Annotated in this window: 12 protein-coding genes and 1 rRNA gene; 4 read left to right on the forward strand and 9 right to left on the reverse strand. The window is 42.9% G+C overall.

The genetic code is table 11. The features are described 5' to 3' along the window. Window positions 1–2: 2 nt before the first annotated feature. Both JO154_RS15990 and JO154_RS15995 read right to left on the reverse strand, forming a co-directional pair. Window positions 3–3,179 (reverse strand): TonB-dependent receptor, encoded by a 3,177-nt coding sequence (locus tag JO154_RS15990; RefSeq protein ID WP_291947294.1) that lies wholly within the window; start codon window positions 3,177–3,179, stop codon window positions 3–5. Window positions 3,180–3,639: 460 nt separating this feature from the next. Then, a complete protein-coding gene (locus JO154_RS15995) occupies window positions 3,640–4,056 on the reverse strand; it encodes a hypothetical protein (RefSeq protein WP_291947296.1) in 417 nt (138 codons plus the stop codon). A gap of 244 nt (window positions 4,057–4,300) precedes the next feature. Here JO154_RS15995 and JO154_RS16000 point away from each other — a divergent pair, with 244 nt between their 5' ends. After that, window positions 4,301–6,895, forward strand: a complete 2,595-nt coding sequence (locus tag JO154_RS16000; protein ID WP_291947298.1) for an alkaline phosphatase family protein — start codon at window positions 4,301–4,303, stop codon at window positions 6,893–6,895. Window positions 6,896–6,958: 63 nt separating this feature from the next. On the opposite strand, the gene JO154_RS16005 is transcribed toward JO154_RS16000, so the two are convergent. The 6 genes from JO154_RS16005 to JO154_RS16030 all read right to left on the reverse strand — a co-directional run bounded on the left by JO154_RS16005 (window position 6,959) and on the right by JO154_RS16030 (window position 12,836). Then, window positions 6,959–7,528, reverse strand: coding sequence for a Crp/Fnr family transcriptional regulator (locus JO154_RS16005; RefSeq protein WP_291947300.1), 570 nt, complete (start codon window positions 7,526–7,528; stop codon window positions 6,959–6,961). A 658-nt stretch (window positions 7,529–8,186) separates the two neighbouring features. Further along, complete coding sequence (gene mnmE / locus JO154_RS16010; protein WP_291947302.1) at window positions 8,187–9,569, reverse strand: tRNA uridine-5-carboxymethylaminomethyl(34) synthesis GTPase MnmE; 1,383 nt, start codon at window positions 9,567–9,569, stop codon at window positions 8,187–8,189. Between the two features lie 110 nt (window positions 9,570–9,679). Continuing rightward, complete coding sequence (locus JO154_RS16015) at window positions 9,680–10,516, reverse strand: energy transducer TonB (RefSeq protein ID WP_291947304.1); 837 nt, start codon at window positions 10,514–10,516, stop codon at window positions 9,680–9,682. Between the two features lie 47 nt (window positions 10,517–10,563). Next, the gene (locus JO154_RS16020) at window positions 10,564–11,151 is read right to left on the reverse strand and encodes a biopolymer transporter ExbD (protein ID WP_291947305.1); all 588 of its coding nucleotides are present in this window, start codon (window positions 11,149–11,151) and stop codon (window positions 10,564–10,566) included. 99 nt (window positions 11,152–11,250) lie between these two features. Beyond that, a complete protein-coding gene (locus tag JO154_RS16025) occupies window positions 11,251–11,913 on the reverse strand; it encodes a biopolymer transporter ExbD (protein WP_291947307.1) in 663 nt (220 codons plus the stop codon). 68 nt (window positions 11,914–11,981) lie between these two features. Next, window positions 11,982–12,836 carry a MotA/TolQ/ExbB proton channel family protein gene (locus JO154_RS16030; RefSeq protein WP_199074782.1) on the reverse strand — a complete coding sequence of 285 codons (855 nt, stop codon included), beginning with the start codon at window positions 12,834–12,836 and terminating at the stop codon, window positions 11,982–11,984. Window positions 12,837–13,584: 748 nt separating this feature from the next. Here JO154_RS16030 and JO154_RS16035 point away from each other — a divergent pair. From JO154_RS16035 to JO154_RS16045, 3 genes are all read left to right on the forward strand, one after another. Next, entirely contained in the window at window positions 13,585–16,140 is a 2,556-nt protein-coding gene (locus JO154_RS16035) for a zinc-dependent metalloprotease (RefSeq protein WP_291947314.1), read from the forward strand. A gap of 108 nt (window positions 16,141–16,248) precedes the next feature. Beyond that, window positions 16,249–17,271 carry a LacI family DNA-binding transcriptional regulator gene (locus JO154_RS16040; protein ID WP_291947316.1) on the forward strand — a complete coding sequence of 341 codons (1,023 nt, stop codon included), beginning with the start codon at window positions 16,249–16,251 and terminating at the stop codon, window positions 17,269–17,271. 47 nt (window positions 17,272–17,318) lie between these two features. Then, window positions 17,319–18,137 carry a hypothetical protein gene (locus JO154_RS16045; protein ID WP_291947318.1) on the forward strand — a complete coding sequence of 273 codons (819 nt, stop codon included), beginning with the start codon at window positions 17,319–17,321 and terminating at the stop codon, window positions 18,135–18,137. Between the two features lie 924 nt (window positions 18,138–19,061). Here the strand turns inward: JO154_RS16045 and rrf are convergent. After that, a 5S ribosomal RNA gene (rrf, locus tag JO154_RS16050) occupies window positions 19,062–19,173 on the reverse strand. Window positions 19,174–19,203 lie beyond the last annotated feature (30 nt).

Raw genomic sequence — 19,203 nt, forward strand, 5'->3', positions numbered from 1 at the left:
GATTAGAATCCGAATTCAATACCGAAGGAATGAATCCTTGTTTTCGGATACACTTCCGCTGAAATAATTCCTTGCGCGAGTGCACTGCCGTTAGCGCCGGAAAAGCCGACTTCAGGATCTACATTTTTCACTTTCGAGATCACAAATAAGTTCTGTCCGTTGTAGTAAACCCTAAGCTGTCTTACTTTGATACGACTCAACACTTTTTCAGGCAGGTTATAGCCAATCTGTAAGTTCTGTAAGCGTAGGAAGGAGCCTTTTTGGATGTGATAATCCGAGATCTTTTTGTAGTTACCATTCGGATCATACTGGAAGGCATTATTGTTGAGATAACCCCATCTTGGTTGATTAGTGAGGCCATTGCCGTACATAAAGGAGCTGTTGAATACATTGGCAGTGGTGTTGAAATCGTTGTAGATACTGTTGTAGTATCCATCCATTCCATTGTAAACATCATTGCCATATACGCCATTGAAGAAGCACGCCAGGTCGAAGTTGCGATAAGTCAGACCAATGTTAAATCCATAAGTCATTTTAGGCAGCGGGTTCCCGATGATAGTTCTGTCTTTATCATTGATAACACCGTCTCCATTCAGGTCCTGGTACCAGATATCGCCAGGCCCTGATCCCGCAGCATTCCAGTAGGCATTGCCACCGGCTTGCGCCTTAGCGTTCAATTCATCCATGGTTTTCTGATCAGGAATCAATCCTTTTGTTTTGTAGCCATAGAATTGAGAGATAGGTGAGTTCAGTTGCGTACGGGTTACGATACCAGACCAGTACTCACCTGCGGTACCCGCATCAATAGGCAGACTCTCCCCACCGAAAGACAATATTTTATTTCGGTTGAAAGCAGCATTAAATCCAATATTAACACCCAATTTCCCGAAATTCTCCTGGTAGTTGACAGTGAATTCAAACCCTTTGTTTCTCATTTTTCCCAGGTTCATATCCAATACATAGGAATCAGAAGCAGAGTGACCACCAGTCATGCCAGCGCTAGGCGGGAGACTGCGTTGATACAACATGTCTTTTGTATCACGGATATAATAATCCAGGGTCAGGGTTAATTTATTATTGAGTAAACCCACGTCCATACCCACATTGGAGGTGGTAACCGTTTCCCAGTGGATATTCTGATTGGCCACGCGACCTATTCCCCAGCCGCTTACAGCGCCGGTTCCAGGTAATTCATTGAATTGCGTTTTATCGTAGTTGGCCAGAGATGGGATATACACATAGCTACCTACGCCATCGTTACCCAAACTACCGTAAGACGCTCTTAATTTAAGATCTGATAAAATGCTAAATCTGTCTTTCAGGAAACTTTCTTCTGAGATTCTCCAACCCGCGGCGGCTGAAGGGAAATTCCCTTTTCGATAGCTAGGCGCAAAGCGGTCGCTGATATCCTGACGCAGATTGGCTTCCAGCAAGTATTTATTCTTATAAGCATAGTTCACCTTTCCGAAGTAACTGAGCATGCGGGCGATACCATAATCCATATCGGAGGAGCGTCCGCTGGTATTGCCAGGCACGTTACTCAGCGCGGAAGACTCAGAGAAGCCAACCGGGAACGCATCAGAGATAACGGGTACAGAATAAGCTGAGTTGACCGCATAGATAGATCCAGAAAGATTATCCGAAGATGATTTTCTTCCTTCCGTACCAGCTAACAATTTAAACTCATGATTACCGATCTTCTTATCATAAGAAGCCACAATGCTTCCTACATATGCCATGGTGAGGCTACTTTGCTTTCTGAGATTATCCTGTGGTTGGTTCGATTGACCGGATACATACCATTTCGCCTCAAACTGACGTGCCATGCTGGTAACGAAGTCGCCCCCGCCTGTTGCGCGTACATGCAGGCCGTTTATGGGTTCCACATCGATGTATAGATTGCCTTCTGCTTCGAGGGAATTATATCTTCTATTAGTGGTATTCACATAGGCGGCCCAGTTACCGCCGTTATAGTTACCGGAAGATGGAAGTCCGCCCCAGGTACCGTCTGCATTCTTAGGTCGCATCATCGGCGATGACCTGAATGGCAATGCGTAAGCATTGGCCTGGTTGCCGGTGATCACTGGAGGGTTATCCGCATAAGAATAGAGGTTCACACGTTCCCCTACTTTTACTCTTTTTCCCAGATCATAATCACTGTTGATACGCAGGCTATATCTTTCAGACCAGGAATTAATGACAATACCATCGGCCCTACGATAGCCAGCGGAGATGTAATAGTTCTGTTTAGGGCCACCACCACTAATTGCCACATTATAGTTTTGTTCTTTTCCGGTGCGATAGAGGTAATTTACCCAATCTGTGTTTACAGATTCATCCCAGTTGGCAGCCGCGGGATTGATGGCAGACCAAGCTCTTTTATAATCTTTTGTTCCCAGTAATTTAGGCATGAAGGTGCCATTGCTGAAGCCTTGATTTAGGGAGATATCCACATTTGTTCTTTCTTTCCGGGAGCCTTTTTTAGTGGTGATAAGAATCACACCACCTGCAGCTCTCGCGCCATAAATCGCTGCGGAAGAGGCATCCCTAAGTACTTGGATATTTTCGATATCACGGGGATTGATACCAAAGCCAGTATTACCCAAGGCAGGTACCCCATCAATCACATATAATGGCGACATCCCGCGGATATTTCCTACTCCTCTGATCACTACCGTACCAGTTGATCGAGGGTCGCCGCTGGCGTTGGTAACCTGTACACCCGCCGCACGACCTTGTAACATGTTGGCCACCCCGGTAACAGCCATTTTGGAAATATCTTTTGTGTTGATGGAAGATACAGCGCCTAAGAGATTCGCTTTCTTCTGCGCGCTATAACCGATCACCACAACGTCTTGCAGTTGTTTTGAGGAAGAAATTAATACTATTCTGAGGGCAGCATTTTGTTTACTCACCGCCACATTATAGTCGGTAAATCCAACACTGCGGATAGTCAAACTCGCGGAGGCCTTGGTTAATTTGATAGTAAACTGGCCACTACCATCGGTGGTGGTACCGTTGGTGGTGCCATCTTCCACTACTGTGGCGCCGGGAACTGGTTCATTCTGTTCAGAAACAACCATTCCTTTAACCACGGTGGTCGGTGGATGAGGGTCCTGTGCCCTCGCAAAAGATGTCAACAGGAAAAGTACAATGCATAGCAATCGGTGCATTTTCATTCGTGGAAAAGTAATTCCATAAGGGAGTGATCGCCTTATAAAATAGGACACATTCATGTTTTTCATATACGTAGAAGTTGCGACTAAATAAGCTCAATCGTTGCTACCAAAAATATTACGGAGATGGACGGAGATACAAATTAAATCACTCAAAAAGCCAGTACAAAGTGCAAACAAAATGCGATCAAAGTTTTATTTAATTGAAAATCAATCAAATACAGAAGAACAAAAATATCAGAAAAATAGGTGGAAAGGGATCGGGAGATAGGAAGTTATCGCGGGAGCTGGTCTTCTCAGGTAAAAATATTAGTAGGTGATTTACACATATTTCATTTATATATGGTTGTAATGGTCATTCATTCTCCGGTGACCAGGAAGATAATTTCCTCAATCTTCTTGTCTTTATTAAAATTGGGGTTAACCTTAAACGTTAAGTAGGTTAATAATAATTTTTATAATCTTACTGCATCATCATCAATATATAAGATGCAATAAAAAACGTCCATGACACCATAAGCATTACCATCACTATTTTAAACCAGTATTTTCTGGCTACCCATACATAAAACCCCATTGTCAAGATGGTTAACAACAGTAAAAACTGACTAGACTTCAAAAAAGTAAAACCATTTATAGCCAGGTATAAATTCACAATCCCAATAAAAGCGGCGCCGCTACCATGCGTAGCATTAAATCCCAACCAAGCTTTCCACATATTAGCCTTGTCTGTTAACAAGAGCGAACTATCTTCCATTTCAGGAATCAGCTTTTCATCACGCGGATATAACTTATTGCTAAAGAGTGTAGCGCGAACGTGCGAGAGGCCCATCAGGCCGATAATGGCGGAGCCAATGCCCCAGAAATATTGAGTTATCATAGATCTTTTAACTTTACAATAGCAAAATTAGTGGACAAGCTTCCTTCGAAAAATGAACCTGGGTTAATAAATGCGTTTTTCACTCCTTTTAACCACTCAACATTATTAATGATATATTCATTGCAAGATTAAGCTGGCTGCCGTACTTTAGGATAAATTTGTGGTTTGCTATATTAGATGGCCTCATCGCCCATTCGGGGGCACATGTCTCCCGAAACAATTTCAATAATTGCTAAAATATATTATGAAAACAGTGCAACAATTTTCGTTAAAAAGCATTTTTGCGTGCTTTTTATTGGCCGCTCCAGGCCTACAGGCACAGGTAATACCCAATAGTCCGGAACCAAGAAAGGATATCAGAAAACCCGTAGATACTTCCTGGAACAAGTTTTTGGCGGGAGATAAACTGTTGGCAAATGGTCAATTATTGAATCCAGCAGGCCAAAGCCTCAATCTAACAAAAGGAACCAGGGTTTTAAACCTAGGACTCGCCCAGCAACAACATATACTCATTGCAAAAACCAACAGGCGCCTGTCTTTTATTGATGCGAAAGACTTCACCACGCTAAATTCCTTCGACTATCAAGATAAGGAAGCCGGCTCCATGAATGGTCTTGCCGTAGATGACAACGATTCTACCATTTATTTTACTGGCCTTGAAAAGAATCTATATGTTGGAAATGTGAGCAAAGCAGGAACCTTCACGCTTACAAAGAAAATCGACTTATCAGCAAATAATAAAAAAACCAACCCTTTAGGAATTGGATTATGCAACAATAATATCGCCTTTGTAGCACTTGCCATCACCAACGAAATTGCCGTTGTCGACCTTCCAAAGGGGAAAGTATTAAGCACCATCCCTGTAGGTGTTTGTCCTTATGCGGTCATCATTAGTAAAGATAAAAAGCTCGCATTTGTGAGCAATTTCGGAGGACCACGTGCTGGCAAAGGAGATCGGACAGAAAAATCAGCCGGAACAGATGTAGCGGTAGACGACCGGTCCGTGGCCTTACGAGGCTCCATTACAGTCATTGATGTGCAGTCAAGAAAAAAGATTACCGAGATCACTACCCGTATCCACCCGGAGTCAATGGTTTTATCTCCTGATGGCAAATCCCTTTACGTAACAGACGATAGCGGCGATGGCATTAGTGTGATAGATGTAAAGTCTTTAAAAGTCGTGCATACTATTAACACTAAACCAGACCCTTCTCTTCCTTATGGTAGCCTAACCACAGCGCTGGCATTCAGTTCCGACGGAAAAACACTCTTGGCAGCCAATGCTGGTAATAATTCCATCGCCCTCATCGACCCCGCACATCCTCAGAAAGCACCCTATGGCTTTATTGCAGCAGGTGGATTTCCAGGAACCATAGGCGTGAGCGGAAATAATCTATTTATTGGGAATGTGACGGCTATGAAAGGAGAACTACAAAAAGTGGCACTTCCAGCTAATAAAGCAGAGATAGAGGCATATACAATAGAAGCCACCAAAGGTTTTCATTTCATTGATTTGCTGAGAGCCCAAGCCACCGCCCATTCCAACGCAAAGCCTAAACCTATCCCTGATAACGTAGGGGAACCCTCTTCTATCAAACACGTAGTATACATCATTAAAGAGAATAAAAAATTTGACCAGGTGCTGGGAGATTTTGGGAAAGGCAACTGCGATCCAAAATTGGTGGAATTTGGTAAGGAGACAACACCCAATACACATGAAATTGCCAAACAATTTGTGCTCCTGGACAACTATTATTGTAATGGCGTTAACTCCAGCGACGGCCACCAATGGGCTATCCAGGGGATTACTACCCCATATCACGAAAAAGATTTTTCAAATGGCCATTGTGCTTATGATTTTGGAACAGACCCGCTATCTTATGCAGGTTGTGGCTTCATTTGGGATCACTTACTGCGTAAAGGTATTTCCTTCAGAAATTTTGGAGAAACCGACCTGGCTGAAATAACTAAAGGAAAAACCTGGACCGATGTCTATAACGCCTGGAAAAATAAAAATGACTCTGCCCAATTCAAATGTTCCTATGCCATGAAAAGCCTGGAAAAGTACAGCGATTTGCGCTACCCCGGCTGGAACATGGATATTACAGATCAGGTGAGGGCCGACGTATTCATTAATGCACTGAAGGAATACGAAGCAACTGGCAATCTCCCAGAATTTATGGTTATTTATTTACCCAACGATCACACCAGTGGCTATAGCGAGCATAGCCCTACTCCCCGCGCCTATGTAACAGATAACGACTGGGCAACAGGCCGCGTGGTGGAAGCGCTTTCGAAAAGTTCTTTCTGGAAGGATATGGCGATATTCATTAATGAAGACGATCCTCAAAGCGGCACAGATCATGTGGACGGACATCGTTCCTATTGCTTGGTGGCAGGCCCTCATGTAAAGCGCGACACTGTCATCAGTAATTTTTACAATCAATCCTCTGTATTGCATACTATCTGTCAGATATTCGGCGTACAGCCCATGAATCAATTGGTGGCAGCAGCTCCGTTAATGACGGAATGCTTTCAACAGCACCCTGACTACACTGCTTACAACTCCCTGGTGCCATCCATTGCCATCAACGAGATGAATCCTCCTAAGGATAAGATCAAAAGTAAAACTACCGCCAAATTAGCACCACGGACAGAGAAAATGGATTTCTCCAAGCCAGACCTGATTGATAAAGACGCTTTGATATTCAGTCAGTATGTATGGTCCACTATTCATGGCGACGAACCCTTTCCTAAACAATATTTCGGCGCACACCAGAAGGGACTGAAAGCCCTCGGTCTGAAAGTAGACCCTAAATCCAAAGAAGATAACGACTGATAATAATGCTAACGATAACCCGTCCTGCAATATGCTCATTTTAGGACGGGTTATCTTTTTAGGTTACGATATCCGTTTCCTTATTCGGCTGAGTGCCTGAGGTGTAACACCGATATAGGAAGCCAAGTACTTTAAAGGTACCTGCTGCAATAGATGAGGTGCTTTATTAAAGAGATCAAGATAGCGCTCCTCGGCGGACTTTGTAAGAAAAGAAAGCTCGCGCTCCGACTTCAGTAATACCAATTGCTCTGTAGCCAATCGCCCTATTCTCTCTACGATTTTTAACCGGTTATACATTTCCTGCAAATCATCGTAATGGATACGCCATAGACTGGTTTCTATGAGTATTTCTCCATAGTACATCGAAGGCTTGCGGGTATAGAAAGAACTGAAAACATTCAGAAACCAACCTTCAAATGAAAACCCAACCGTCGTTTCGTTTCCCTCCATATCTTCCACATAAAACCGCACCAATCCTCGATCCACAAATGTTAGATAGTTCTCCGTTTCTCCTGCTTTCAAATAAAAGGATTTGGCAGGGTAAATTTTCTCTTCAAAACGCGAAGAGAAAAGAAGCCAGTCTTCGTTGGATATATCTACTTGTTTTTGTAGAAATTGATGCAGTCGCTGCATAGGTTATGTTACTTAATGGGAAAGAAAAAGTCTTCTAATTTCACCCTTTATTTTAAGAAAAAAGGAATGTTAGGATTCGTAAACATGCTTTCAGCTCATACTTAGATAATAATTCTCTACTACCACTATTAATCTGCCATACTTATTGGCAGATTAAATCATACTCAATCATATATCGTCTTAATATCAGAAGTGTTTTTCCTTTGCTAAACCTCATGGCTAAAAGTAAAAGAGGTGCCATTAAGATTAAGCAAATACTTTTAACCAAGTAAGAGTTGGAAGCCAACGAAATATAAAAAAGCAGGCCTATACCTATAAACAGCAATAAAAGAATCATCAATCATTTTACTTTGTATTTGTAAAAAATCATTTTTAGGGTTGATAATTCGCTTGCATCACCGCGATAAGATTTCCGCTCAGCTACGAAAAGAAGGATTTAAATACAGTCCAGGATTATATGGATATCTTTTAAAATCAGAGTAGTACATTCAATAATTGCGGGCTACTACTTATAAGTATCATTACAGTTCCCAAATTCATGATTATGCTATAAATAACCATAGCAAAATATATTACACCATCACAAAACAGGGGGTATAAAAAAAGCCCTACAAGTAAGGCTTTTCTATAAGTTTGCATTCCTTTGTTTTGATTCTTTTTATTTCCCGATACAAAACTTACTAAATATATAATCCAACCTATCCTCATTCGTCACCTCCCCAGTGATCTCACCCAAGAAATGTAATGCTCTACGAATATCCAATGCCAGCAAATCGCCAGGTAAACCATTATCCATTCCATTTTTCACATCATGGAGAGATTTCAGTACTTCTTGCAGGGCAGAATGATGCCGGGCATTGGTGATAATAGTATCTTCTGTGTTAATATCTCCGGACAGCACTTTTTCCACAAGGGCTTTCTTGAGATCGTCCACATGGGCATGATTTTTTGCAGAAATGAACAAAATACCCGGAATTTTGGAGAATTTCTCCCTTATAGCAGCCTCACCGGCAATGTCTGTTTTATTACCTACGAGGAGGAAATTGATATTATCTGCTTGGAAAGCATCAATTTGTTGTTGCAGGTCTGCAGCCGAAATTTCATTTACATCAAACATATAAACCACTACGCCGGCCTCTTTGATTTTTTCCATGGTCTTTTGAACGCCAATACTTTCGATGGTATCATCACTCTCGCGGATACCAGCGGTATCAATCAGGCGGAATAGGATCCCCTCGATATTCAATACCTCCTCAATCGTATCGCGTGTAGTACCCGCAATATCGCTTACAATAGCCCTATTTTCGTTCAAAAGTGTATTAAGCAGGGTAGACTTTCCAGCATTTGGTTTGCCCACAATAGCCGTATTTACCCCATTTTTGATCACATTTCCCATTCGGAAAGAATCTATCAAATGACGGATAGTACTGGTAGCAGCAGTAACCAACTCATATAAACGGGTACGATCGGCAAACTCCACATCTTCCTGACTGAAATCTAGCTCCAGTTCAATGAGGGCGGAGAAAGTAATCAGTTGTTCCCGCAATTGGTGTAGCTCTTTGGAGAAACCGCCTCTCATTTGTTGCATCGCCGTTTGATGGGAGGCAGCAGAATTACTGGCAATCAAATCTGCTACGGATTCGGCCTGTGTAAGATCCAGTTTACCATTCAGAAATGCGCGCTGGGTAAATTCTCCTGGCTTTGCCAGTCGGGCGCCTGCTTTAGTAACTGCATCAATGATTTGCTGTTGGATATAGGGAGACCCGTGACACGAGATCTCAATAACATCTTCACCAGTATAGGACCTAGGGCCTTTATAAAGGCTTACTACTACTTCATCGATTAATCGTCCATCTGCAACTACGCCCCCGAAATGAAGCGTATGACTAGCTTGCAGTAAAAGGTCTTTGGAAGGAAAGAGGGAATTGGTGATATCAAACGCCTGGCTCCCACTCAGTCGAATAACGGCAATGGCGCCTAATCCAGGTGCGGTGGCTACGGCCACGATGGTATCATCAAATCCAGCAAGTTTTCCTAGCATATCGAATAGTTATTGATTAGAAGTTGCAAAGGTAGTATAAAGTGTATAATGCAAAAATCCCCGTCCTTTCTAGAAGGACGGGGATTCGCTATCAAATATTTGTGACAGTACTACTCTTGCAGCGTAAAGCGGATAGGCAGGTTGAACTGTACAGATACCTGGCGACCATTTTGTTTACCAGGTTTCCATTTAGGCATGGTTTTCACCACGCGAACAGCTTCTTCTTCCAGACCGCCGCCTTTTGCGGCTCCGACTGTTTTAACGTCTTTGATATTACCATCAGAATCAACTACGAACTGTACGAATACAGTACCGGAGATGCCGTTTTCCTGCGCAACGCGTGGGTAACGGATATTCTTGTTCAGGTATTTGTTCAGCGCATCTTCACCACCTGGGAAGGTTGGCGGCTGTTCTACGAAGGTGAAGATCTCTTCTTTCGCAGGAGCAGGAGGCGCTTCTACCACACCTGTACCTTTACTGTCTTCCAGCAGGCCCGCATCGATACCGTTCGGGTCACCTTCTACAGTTTTGGTGGCGATAGATTTGTCCTTAATATCCTCATGTTTAGGAGGTATCTCATCTGGTGGTACCTCGTTATCTTTCTTGATCACAGGAGGAGTGAACTGTACTGACGGTTTTACCGGTGGTGGTGGTGCCGGAGGAGGTGGTGGAGGAGGTGGAGTTTTCGGATCATCCGGAATCTTCACGTCTTCCATCTTAATTTCCTTAATTATCGGCTTCTTCGAAACATCTCCCTCAGAAGCTTTTACCCAGTTGGAAACCAGGTAACCACCGATCAGCAATACGAACAGTGAAGAAGTACCAATAATGGCGTTCCGCACACGTTTGTTATATGCTCTTCTCAGCTCGTAAGCCCCATAATCCTTATTCCTGCCGTCAAACAGGATATCCAGAAAATCGGACTTTAAGACTTTAGCAGAATCCATTGTTAATGTTTTATGATGGATGCAAAAAATTAAATTATTCCATAAGACTATTTCACGCCATTAGCAGCTTCTGTCTGCTTAATCCACGTCTTATCCTGATCGGAGATATCAACAGTCGCATAACGCGAAATACGGTTGATAGCCATTTCGTCCAGGATATCCACGAAGTTCTTATAAGTAGCGTCGTTATCCGCTTTTATAATCACTACCACGTCTTCTGGTTCACCTTTTGCATTTCTCTGCTTAGCAACCTCATCTCTTTTATGGATGATCTCATCTCTGATACCACCCTTGTTAGCGAAAGTGGTTGCTTTGAAAAAATTAGGATCAGCTGATGCGTTTGGATCTTGTGCTAAACCTTCGTAATAATATACTCTATTATCTTTTCCGAGTAAGATGGTCAGGGCAGTACTTTCTTTTACTTTGTTCTGGTCCTTCTCATCTTTTGTATCTTTTGGCATGATCAAGTCCATTGTTTTGGGCTTGGCCATTGTAGTGGTAAGCATGAAAAAGGTAATCAGGAGAAATCCCAAGTCCACCATTGGAGTCATATCCACACGGGTAGAATGTTTCTTCGATTTCGTACCACCGTGTTTACCTTTTCCACCACTACTACTGGTATCCATTTCTGCCATAGTAGTAAGCTTTTTTGGTTTTGAAATCAGCAGCCTTCCAGGCCAGGAAGTTACGCCGTCCAGCGGTCGTATGCTGCTATTTACTAGTTACTGTACCGGTTAGTGTTTTTTAGTATCTGCACTCATCATTTCTTGATAAGCTGCAGTACCTGGAGGAGGTGCCTCCAGATTTGTAACCAGGTTCAGTTTCTGGATATGCTTCTGTTTGAATGTATCCAGGATGTCCTTGATCTTTGGATAAGGAGTCTGGTTGTCCGCTTTAATACAGAACTTCAGTTTAGCGAAGTTACCGCCTTGCGCTGCCATACCATACTCAATCCAGGTAGCTAACTCATTGTTAGTTGAGTCAGTTGGAATTCCTGTATCCAGATTAGTCTTTTTACGCTGATCAGGAGTTTCTGACAAATACTGTTTCAGATTCTTTAACGGAGTACCTACAGAAGCACCCAGTACAAAACTCTGCATTTCTTTGTCATCCAGACCCAGTTTAAACTGAGTATTCAGATCCTCAATCAGTTTTCTTCTTTTAGGCTGACCGTCCATGCTGAAAAACACTCTGCCATCCTTATCTACCGTAAATAACAATACGTCAGAATCAGGTAAAAGGGTAGTGTTGATAGAAGACGGTGTAACTACGGTCACCGGCTCGTCCGGCTTGAACTTAGTTGCCAACATGAAGAAAGTTAAGAGCAGAAAAGCCACGTCACACATAGCCGTCATATCGACCAACGTGCTTTTCCTGGGCATTTTAACTTTTGGCATCTTTACTTTTTTTATGGTTTACTTTAATAAGATTCAAAACCGCTCACTTTCCACACAAATAATCTAAATTATTTGTGGTTAGCTGCGAAGCTCTGAGTTAAAGTAAAGCCAGACTCGTCAATAGCGTAAGTGATGCTATCGATGTTGGTAGTAAAGTAGTTATACATGATGATCGCGATAGCAGAAGTACCGATACCCAGAGCGGTGTTGATCAACGCCTCAGAGATACCCAATGCCAGCTGAGATGAATCAGGAGCACCCGCGTTAGACATCGCAGAAAACGCCTTGATCATACCCAATACTGTACCGAACAGACCCAACAGGGTTGCTACTGATGCAATAGTAGACAAGAACACCAGGTTCTTTTCCATCATTGGCAGTTCCAGTGCAGTAGTTTCTTCGATCTCATTTTTAATAGTCAGGATTTTTTGGTCTGTATCCAACTCAGTGTTGGAAATCATCTCTTTGTACTTTTTCAGACCAGCTTTCAGAACGTTACCAACAGAACCTTTCTGTTTGTCACACTCAGCCAGAGCAGCATCAACGTTTTTGTTAGCCAGGTGGTACTGTACTTTACGTACCAGCTCAGAACCAGAGAATTTACCTTTTGCTTTTGCCAGGTACAGGAAACGCTCAATTACGAAAGTCAGACAGATCAGCAGCACAGAAATCAGAACTGGTACTACATAACCACCTTTATAAACGGTTCCAAACCATTTACCAATACCTTCGGAAATTGGATGACCATCAGGATTGTTACCTTCAAAGTTTGCAGGGTTACCCAGTACAAAGAAGAAGATCACAAAACCAATTACCAAACAGATAGGTACAGCCAACGTTGCAAATAAGTTGGATGATTTTTTAGGTTGATGGGAAGACGCCTTAGCAGTAGCTGCAGTCACAGTTGTTTTAGTCTCAGCCATGTTGATTGAAATTTTAGTGTTAAAAATTAAACTATTGTTTGTTAGAAGTTATGAATTACTGTTTTACCCTGTAATGCTCGATGGCATTCAATTTACTCTTTATTCAGTGATTCGCAAAGTTATAAGGTTGGCTCAAAAAAACAAGTGCAGCTCAAAAAATCCCACGAAAATTAACCTCTACACTGAAATACACTACCAGCGCGCATTTCATCCCGTTTTTGTTTGAGCAAACACTTCATTCAGCAAATAAACCAATATTTATCGCAGTCAGTATCCCCGACCAATCACTGTCCCTAAACTTGAAATAGATTGATTTTTTTCAAAGTTGGACGCACAATTTAAGAAAATTTTCAAATGTTCCAACAGAAATCTTGTCGGAATTATAAGTTATTTCTTTCCGCGCCAGTCCTGTCTTTGAGCCAAAATCTGCCTCTTTTCCATCACATTTATCTAATATCTATAACCACTTTCCGCCCAAATGCAATACCATCGCGGTAGTTATCCTTTACTAACGTGAAATCCCCATATTAGCATTATATATACTATAAGAATTAATGCTCACATAAAAAAATTTCCCCGTTTCCTCCGTTTTTCCCTAACACCCATCTCTTTTATCCCACCTTTTCCCCTTTCTTAACATCTTTTTTACGCTCGTGGAATTTCCTCTTAAGTTAAGACTTTATATACTTACTTGCAACGCGCTAAAAAAAATTTTAGCCGCATTCCGCTAAAAAACCAACCAACTAACATGAACAAATCGTCGCAACACCCTCTCGTGTTGGCCACCCTGGCCGGTGCTATCGCTTTTAGTAGCATCGCCGTCCCAGCGGTAGCACAAAAGAAAAAAGATGCACCCGCTGCTCCAAATGCCACCACAATGGCTAAAGATACCAGCAAACCTGCCAGCCAACCAATGATGAAACCAGGTCCCAAACCCGGCCCTAAACCCTTCGCGGAAGTTATCCCGCAAGGCGCTAAGTCCGACTCCGGCCTGATTAATATCTATAAACACGAAGACAAATTCTTCTTCGAAATCCCCGATTCCATCATCGGTCGTGATATCCTCGTCGTGAACCGCCTCTCTAAATCCGCCGCTGACCTGCGCGTCGGCATGTCCGGATTCGGCGGCGATCTCATTAACCAAAACGTTATCCGTTTCGAAAAAGGCCCAAATAATAAAATATTCCTCCGGAATATCTCCTTCACGGAAACATCGAAAGACTCCACACAACCAATGTTCACCTCTGTGATGAACTCTAATATCCAACCAATCGTGGCGGCCTTCGATGTGAAAGCTTATTCTAAAAACAATAACAGCGCTGTTATAGACCTGACCGACTATATCAACAGCGATAACGATATCCTCTTCTTCGATCAACAAATGAAAACTGCCCTCAAATTGGCAGCTTTCCAACCTGATAAATCCTATATCATCGACGTGAAATCATACCCGATGAACACGGAAATCAGAACCGTTAAAACTTACGCGAAAGCACCCGCTGCAATGTTCCCCGGTATGCCCCCTACACCAGGCGGAAACGCGACCGTGGAACTCAATAGCTCGATCGTCCTCCTACCTAAAGTGCCTATGCAAGCCCGATATGCGGATCCTCGCGTAGGTTACTTTACTACCAGCACTACCGACTTCGACGCAGACCCACAAGGCGTGAAAAAATTGTCCATGATCACCCGCTGGAGACTGGAACCAAAACCAGAAGACATGGAGAAATATAAACGCGGTGAACTCGTAGAACCACAGAAACCTATCGTATTTTATATTGATCCTGCTACTCCCGTTAAATGGCGCAAATACCTGATCCAAGGGGTGAACGACTGGCAGTCTGCCTTCGAAGAAGCTGGCTTCAAAAACGCTATCATCGCTAAAATGGCGCCTACTAAAGAGGAAGACTCTACCTGGTCCCTCGATGACGCAAGATTCTCTGCGATCGTATATAAACCTTCCGCCATTCCTAATGCCAGTGGCCCACATATCCATGACCCTCGCTCCGGCGAAATCCTGGAAAGCCATATCAACTGGTATCATAACGTAATGCGCCTCCTCCGTAACTGGTACTTCATCCAGGCCGCACCGAACGATCCACGCGCCCGTAACATGCAATTCAGCGATGAACTGATGGGTGAACTGATCCGATTCGTTTCTTCTCACGAAGTAGGCCATACCCTCGGTCTCCGTCACAACTACGGCTCCAGCTCTACTTATCCTGTGGAAAAACTCCGCGATAAAGAATGGGTGAAGAAAAATGGACATGCGGCGTCTATCATGGACTATGCTCGCTTTAACTATGTGGCACAACCCGGCGACGGTATCTCTGGCGCTGATCTCTACCCTCGTATCAATTACTACGATAAATGGGCTATCGAATGGGGCTATCGCCAGTTCCCTGACCTGAAAACAGCAGAAGATCAGAAAGTTAAACTGAATACACTAACGGTTGAAAAACTGAAAGACAAGAAATTCTGGTTCGGCCATGAAATGGATCCTAACGATCCACGTAGCCAAAACGAGGACCTCGGCGATAACGCTATGAAAGCCAGCATGTACGGTATCAAAAACCTGCAACGCATTATGCCTAATCTCATTACCTGGACCAACACGCCTAATGAAGGTTATGCAAATCTCGCCGAACTGTATAAGGAACTCGTTACCCAATACGGCCGCTACATGGGCCACGTGGCTAAAAATATAGGTGGTATCTACACTACTCCTAAAACTTCTGAACAGGAAGGGGCTGTAATGGAATTTGTTCCTAAAGCGACACAGAAGGAAGCCGTTGCATTTCTCAACCAACAACTGTTTACCACTCCTAAATGGCTCATCAACCAGGATATCTTCAACAGAATCAGCGAAGATGGCGCCTATGTTATAAGCGAGAAACAGGATGCTATCCTGGAGAAAATTATCAACTACGCCACTGTAGCGAAACTGGTTGCTGCGGAGTCTGTACTCGGCGCAAATGCCTATAAACCAACAGAACTGCTGGCGGATCTTAAAGGCACTATTTTCTCCGAATTAGCTACCCATCAAAGTGTGGATGTCTTCAAAAGAAACCTCCAACGCTCTTATGTGGATAAACTGATCAAAATGATGACGCCGCCACCAGCATCACCAACCAGTCCTAACGCGGCCAACAATCGCTTCACCGATGCTACTGCCCTGGCGCGCATCTCTCTCAATTCCCTGAGAACAGAACTCCGCGCTGCTGCTGCCTCCGGCGATGCAACTACCCGTGGTCACTACCAGGACCTAGTGGCTGCTATCTCCAAAGCCATTGATAATAAATAGATCAAGGTATTAAAATATATCGCTGAGCCCCTTCCATAATGGAAGGGGCTTATTTTTTACGGATAATTGCTTAATATAGCGCGAATTTTTAACCACTAAGCCTCAAAAGTGAAAGATCGCTCTAATAAAATAACGATATACGACATCGCACAAAAGCTGAACCTATCCGCTTCCACGGTTTCTCGTGCCCTACAGAACAATCCCCTGATCAATGAGGAAACTCGCCTCAAAGTACAGGAAATGGCCACTGAAATGGGATATGTGCCTAACTGGATAGCTTCGAGTCTACGTAAAAAGCGTTCAAATATTCTCGGTCTGATTGTTCCGCGCACTTCTATGTACTTTCAGAGTACGGCGATCTCCGGTATTCAGCATGAGGCTCATAAATATGGCTTTTCGATCATGATCGGCCAGTCAGACGAAAGCGTGGCCATGGAAAAGGAACTGGTACATACCTTCTATTCCCTCCGCGTAGATGGTCTGCTCGCCGTTTCATCTATGTTCACAACTAATACAGATCATTTCAATCCATTCGTTAAGAATAACATCCCTATTGTTTTCTACGATCGCGTTCCTACGGATTTCAATGGCTATACGATCACCGGCGATGATTACCAAGGCGGTTACCTCGCTACGGAACATCTGATCCGTCAGGGTTGTAAAAGAATTGCACACTTCTCCGGTATCCTGACATGTAATCTGTATCAACAACGTTTGGCAGGCTATAAAGCGGCATTAGCGGCTTACGATATTCCTTTCGATGAAAGCTTGATCCATGTACACGATCTTACCATGACCTCCGCGGCTGTTGCGGCTCAAAAGATCTTCAGCAAAGGTCAACTGCCAGACGGCCTTTTCTCTGCCAACGATTCATCGGCCGTAGCATTTATACAGGAAGCTAAAAAACAAGGAATTGATATCCCGAAACAGATTAAAGTTGTAGGCTACTCTAATGACTTGTCTTCCCGTATCATCTCTCCATCCCTTACTACTATTGAACAATCAGGCTACAACATGGGCCAGAAGGCCGCCAGCACGATTATTCAGTTAATCAACCAGGACGAAGGCATTAAAGTGACAAAGAATTATGTGTTCCCGGTAGAATTAATACAAAGGGAATCAACTATGTAATTAACGATCTATATTCTGATAATTCTTCTGTTTAAACCTACCACTTTATGAGGCATCTTAAAATCCTTGCTGCTGCGACTGTTATGCTTACAGCCGCCTGTCGCACAACTGTTTATGTCCCTAGTGCTACGAATGTGCCTGCATTAAAAGAAAAGCACGAATTCAAAGCAACAGTAGGCCCGAACAGTTTGCAAACTGCGTTCGCGATTACTGATCATGTGGCAGTAATGGCCAACGGACAATATGTCTACCGTAGCAATCTCTATACCTCCGACGGCTATACGAAAAGCAGTAATGGATTTGACAAATTTGTGCAGGGTGGAAGTGGAGAATTTGCTATTGGTTATTTTCTTCCCATAAATGATAAGGGGAGAAAAAGCGGAGTGTTTGATGTTTACGCAGGTTATGGCATAGGCGGATTCAATACTTTAGACAGAAATTACGACGGTAAGAATAGTACTGGTAGCACAAACGACTACAAGTTAGAAACCAGGTTCAGCAAGATCTTTATCCAGCCAAGTATCGCATGGGTGCATCCAGTGGTAGAAACAATCTTCACTAGTCGTTTTTCAATGGTCAACTTCTATGGATTACACGCTGGGAGCCGCGCCACGCCTTATGATTCTACCTATAATGACAGAAGTAATTTCTACGAAATTGGAGCGCATACTAGGTTCTTTTATGAACCAGCATTTACCGTAAGAGTGGGATATAAATACGGAAAATTTCAGATGCAGTTGCAGCCTTCTGTTTCACTTTCCAGTAATAATACCAATGGTTTTACCACCTACTTTGAACCCGTTTCTTTCAATGTGGGAGCAACACTCGATATCGCCAAATGGTACCATTCTAAGAATCGTAAATAAGAAAAATATATCGGGAGATAACAGTTGCACAAGCGGCTTTTTCTCCACCATAAATAGATCCCGGTTATCTCAGAGATGGCCGGGATTTTTTATTAATATTTAGGGAGAAAACTACTTTTAAAATGAACATTTCCTTAATGATATTTTCGGCAGTTGAGAGATCATTTTGTACACTCCAGTGAACCGTTAATTAGGCTAGTATAACCGGAGATGAAAGCGGCACCAGCAATAGCTTCCGGTTATCTTATAGTTGAACGGGGTTTTATTAATTTTTAGGGAGACGACAGGTACAACTTTTACCAACTGGTCCTTTGATGAGGAGTTCATCAGCTTTATATACTAGTGCATTATACGGCTACTTTTAGATATTGGGAGATAACAGCCAAACACCATGTTGGTACTTTTCTATGTAATACTGCTTTGCGTGAATTATTAAGCCCGTCTACACTGACAAACAAGAATACTTTTCCGATACAGCTACAGCCTTGCGTTTATTTCCGATAATACTACCTTGATTCCCGGAGGACTTATTAATATTTTAGAGAGACAACAACTACAACTTTTACCAAATGGTCCTTTGATGAGGAGTTCATCAGTTTTATAAACTAGTGCATTATATGGCTACTTTTAGATATTGGGAGATAACAGCCAAACAACATGGTGGCATTTTTCTATGCACCCTTAATAGTACATAATACCGCTTTGCGTGCCTTATTTACACCAGGCCACATCTGTACTCACAAGCAAGGGAACCTTTGAAATATCGCCGTAAATGTCGACCTCCAGTACATTTCAGACATATATGTATGGCAAACACGATGTAGAAGTTAATGAGAAAAAAGAGGTAGTATTTTTTGAAGTGGTGTTTGGGGATGGCATAAAATAAAAAAGCCTTAGTGAAATCACTAAGGCTCTTTTAAATAAATATGGCAGCTACCTACTCTCCCGCATTGTTGTGCAGTACCATCGGCCATAAGGGGCTTAACTTCTCTGTTCGGAATGGGAAGAGGTGAACACCCTTGGCAAAACCACCATAAGATCTTTTTGCTTTACAGCAAACAATAAG

The sequence above is a fragment of the Chitinophaga sp. genome, assembly GCF_019236475.1.
GTDB lineage: Bacteria > Bacteroidota > Bacteroidia > Chitinophagales > Chitinophagaceae > Chitinophaga.

Excerpts from the sequence above, each read along its gene's own strand:
- JO154_RS15990 (WP_291947294.1), bottom strand. The coding sequence starts at position 3,179 with ATGAAAATGCACCGATTGCTATGCATTGTACTTTTCCTGTTGACATCT.
- JO154_RS15995 (WP_291947296.1), bottom strand. The coding sequence starts at position 4,056 with ATGATAACTCAATATTTCTGGGGCATTGGCTCCGCCATTATCGGCCTG.
- JO154_RS16000 (WP_291947298.1), top strand. The coding sequence starts at position 4,301 with ATGAAAACAGTGCAACAATTTTCGTTAAAAAGCATTTTTGCGTGCTTT.
- JO154_RS16005 (WP_291947300.1), bottom strand. The coding sequence starts at position 7,528 with ATGCAGCGACTGCATCAATTTCTACAAAAACAAGTAGATATATCCAAC.
- mnmE (WP_291947302.1), bottom strand. The coding sequence starts at position 9,569 with ATGCTAGGAAAACTTGCTGGATTTGATGATACCATCGTGGCCGTAGCC.
- JO154_RS16015 (WP_291947304.1), bottom strand. The coding sequence starts at position 10,516 with ATGGATTCTGCTAAAGTCTTAAAGTCCGATTTTCTGGATATCCTGTTT.
- JO154_RS16020 (WP_291947305.1), bottom strand. The coding sequence starts at position 11,151 with ATGGCAGAAATGGATACCAGTAGTAGTGGTGGAAAAGGTAAACACGGT.
- JO154_RS16025 (WP_291947307.1), bottom strand. The coding sequence starts at position 11,913 with ATGCCAAAAGTTAAAATGCCCAGGAAAAGCACGTTGGTCGATATGACG.
- JO154_RS16030 (WP_199074782.1), bottom strand. The coding sequence starts at position 12,836 with ATGGCTGAGACTAAAACAACTGTGACTGCAGCTACTGCTAAGGCGTCT.
- JO154_RS16035 (WP_291947314.1), top strand. The coding sequence starts at position 13,585 with ATGAACAAATCGTCGCAACACCCTCTCGTGTTGGCCACCCTGGCCGGT.
- JO154_RS16045 (WP_291947318.1), top strand. The coding sequence starts at position 17,319 with ATGAGGCATCTTAAAATCCTTGCTGCTGCGACTGTTATGCTTACAGCC.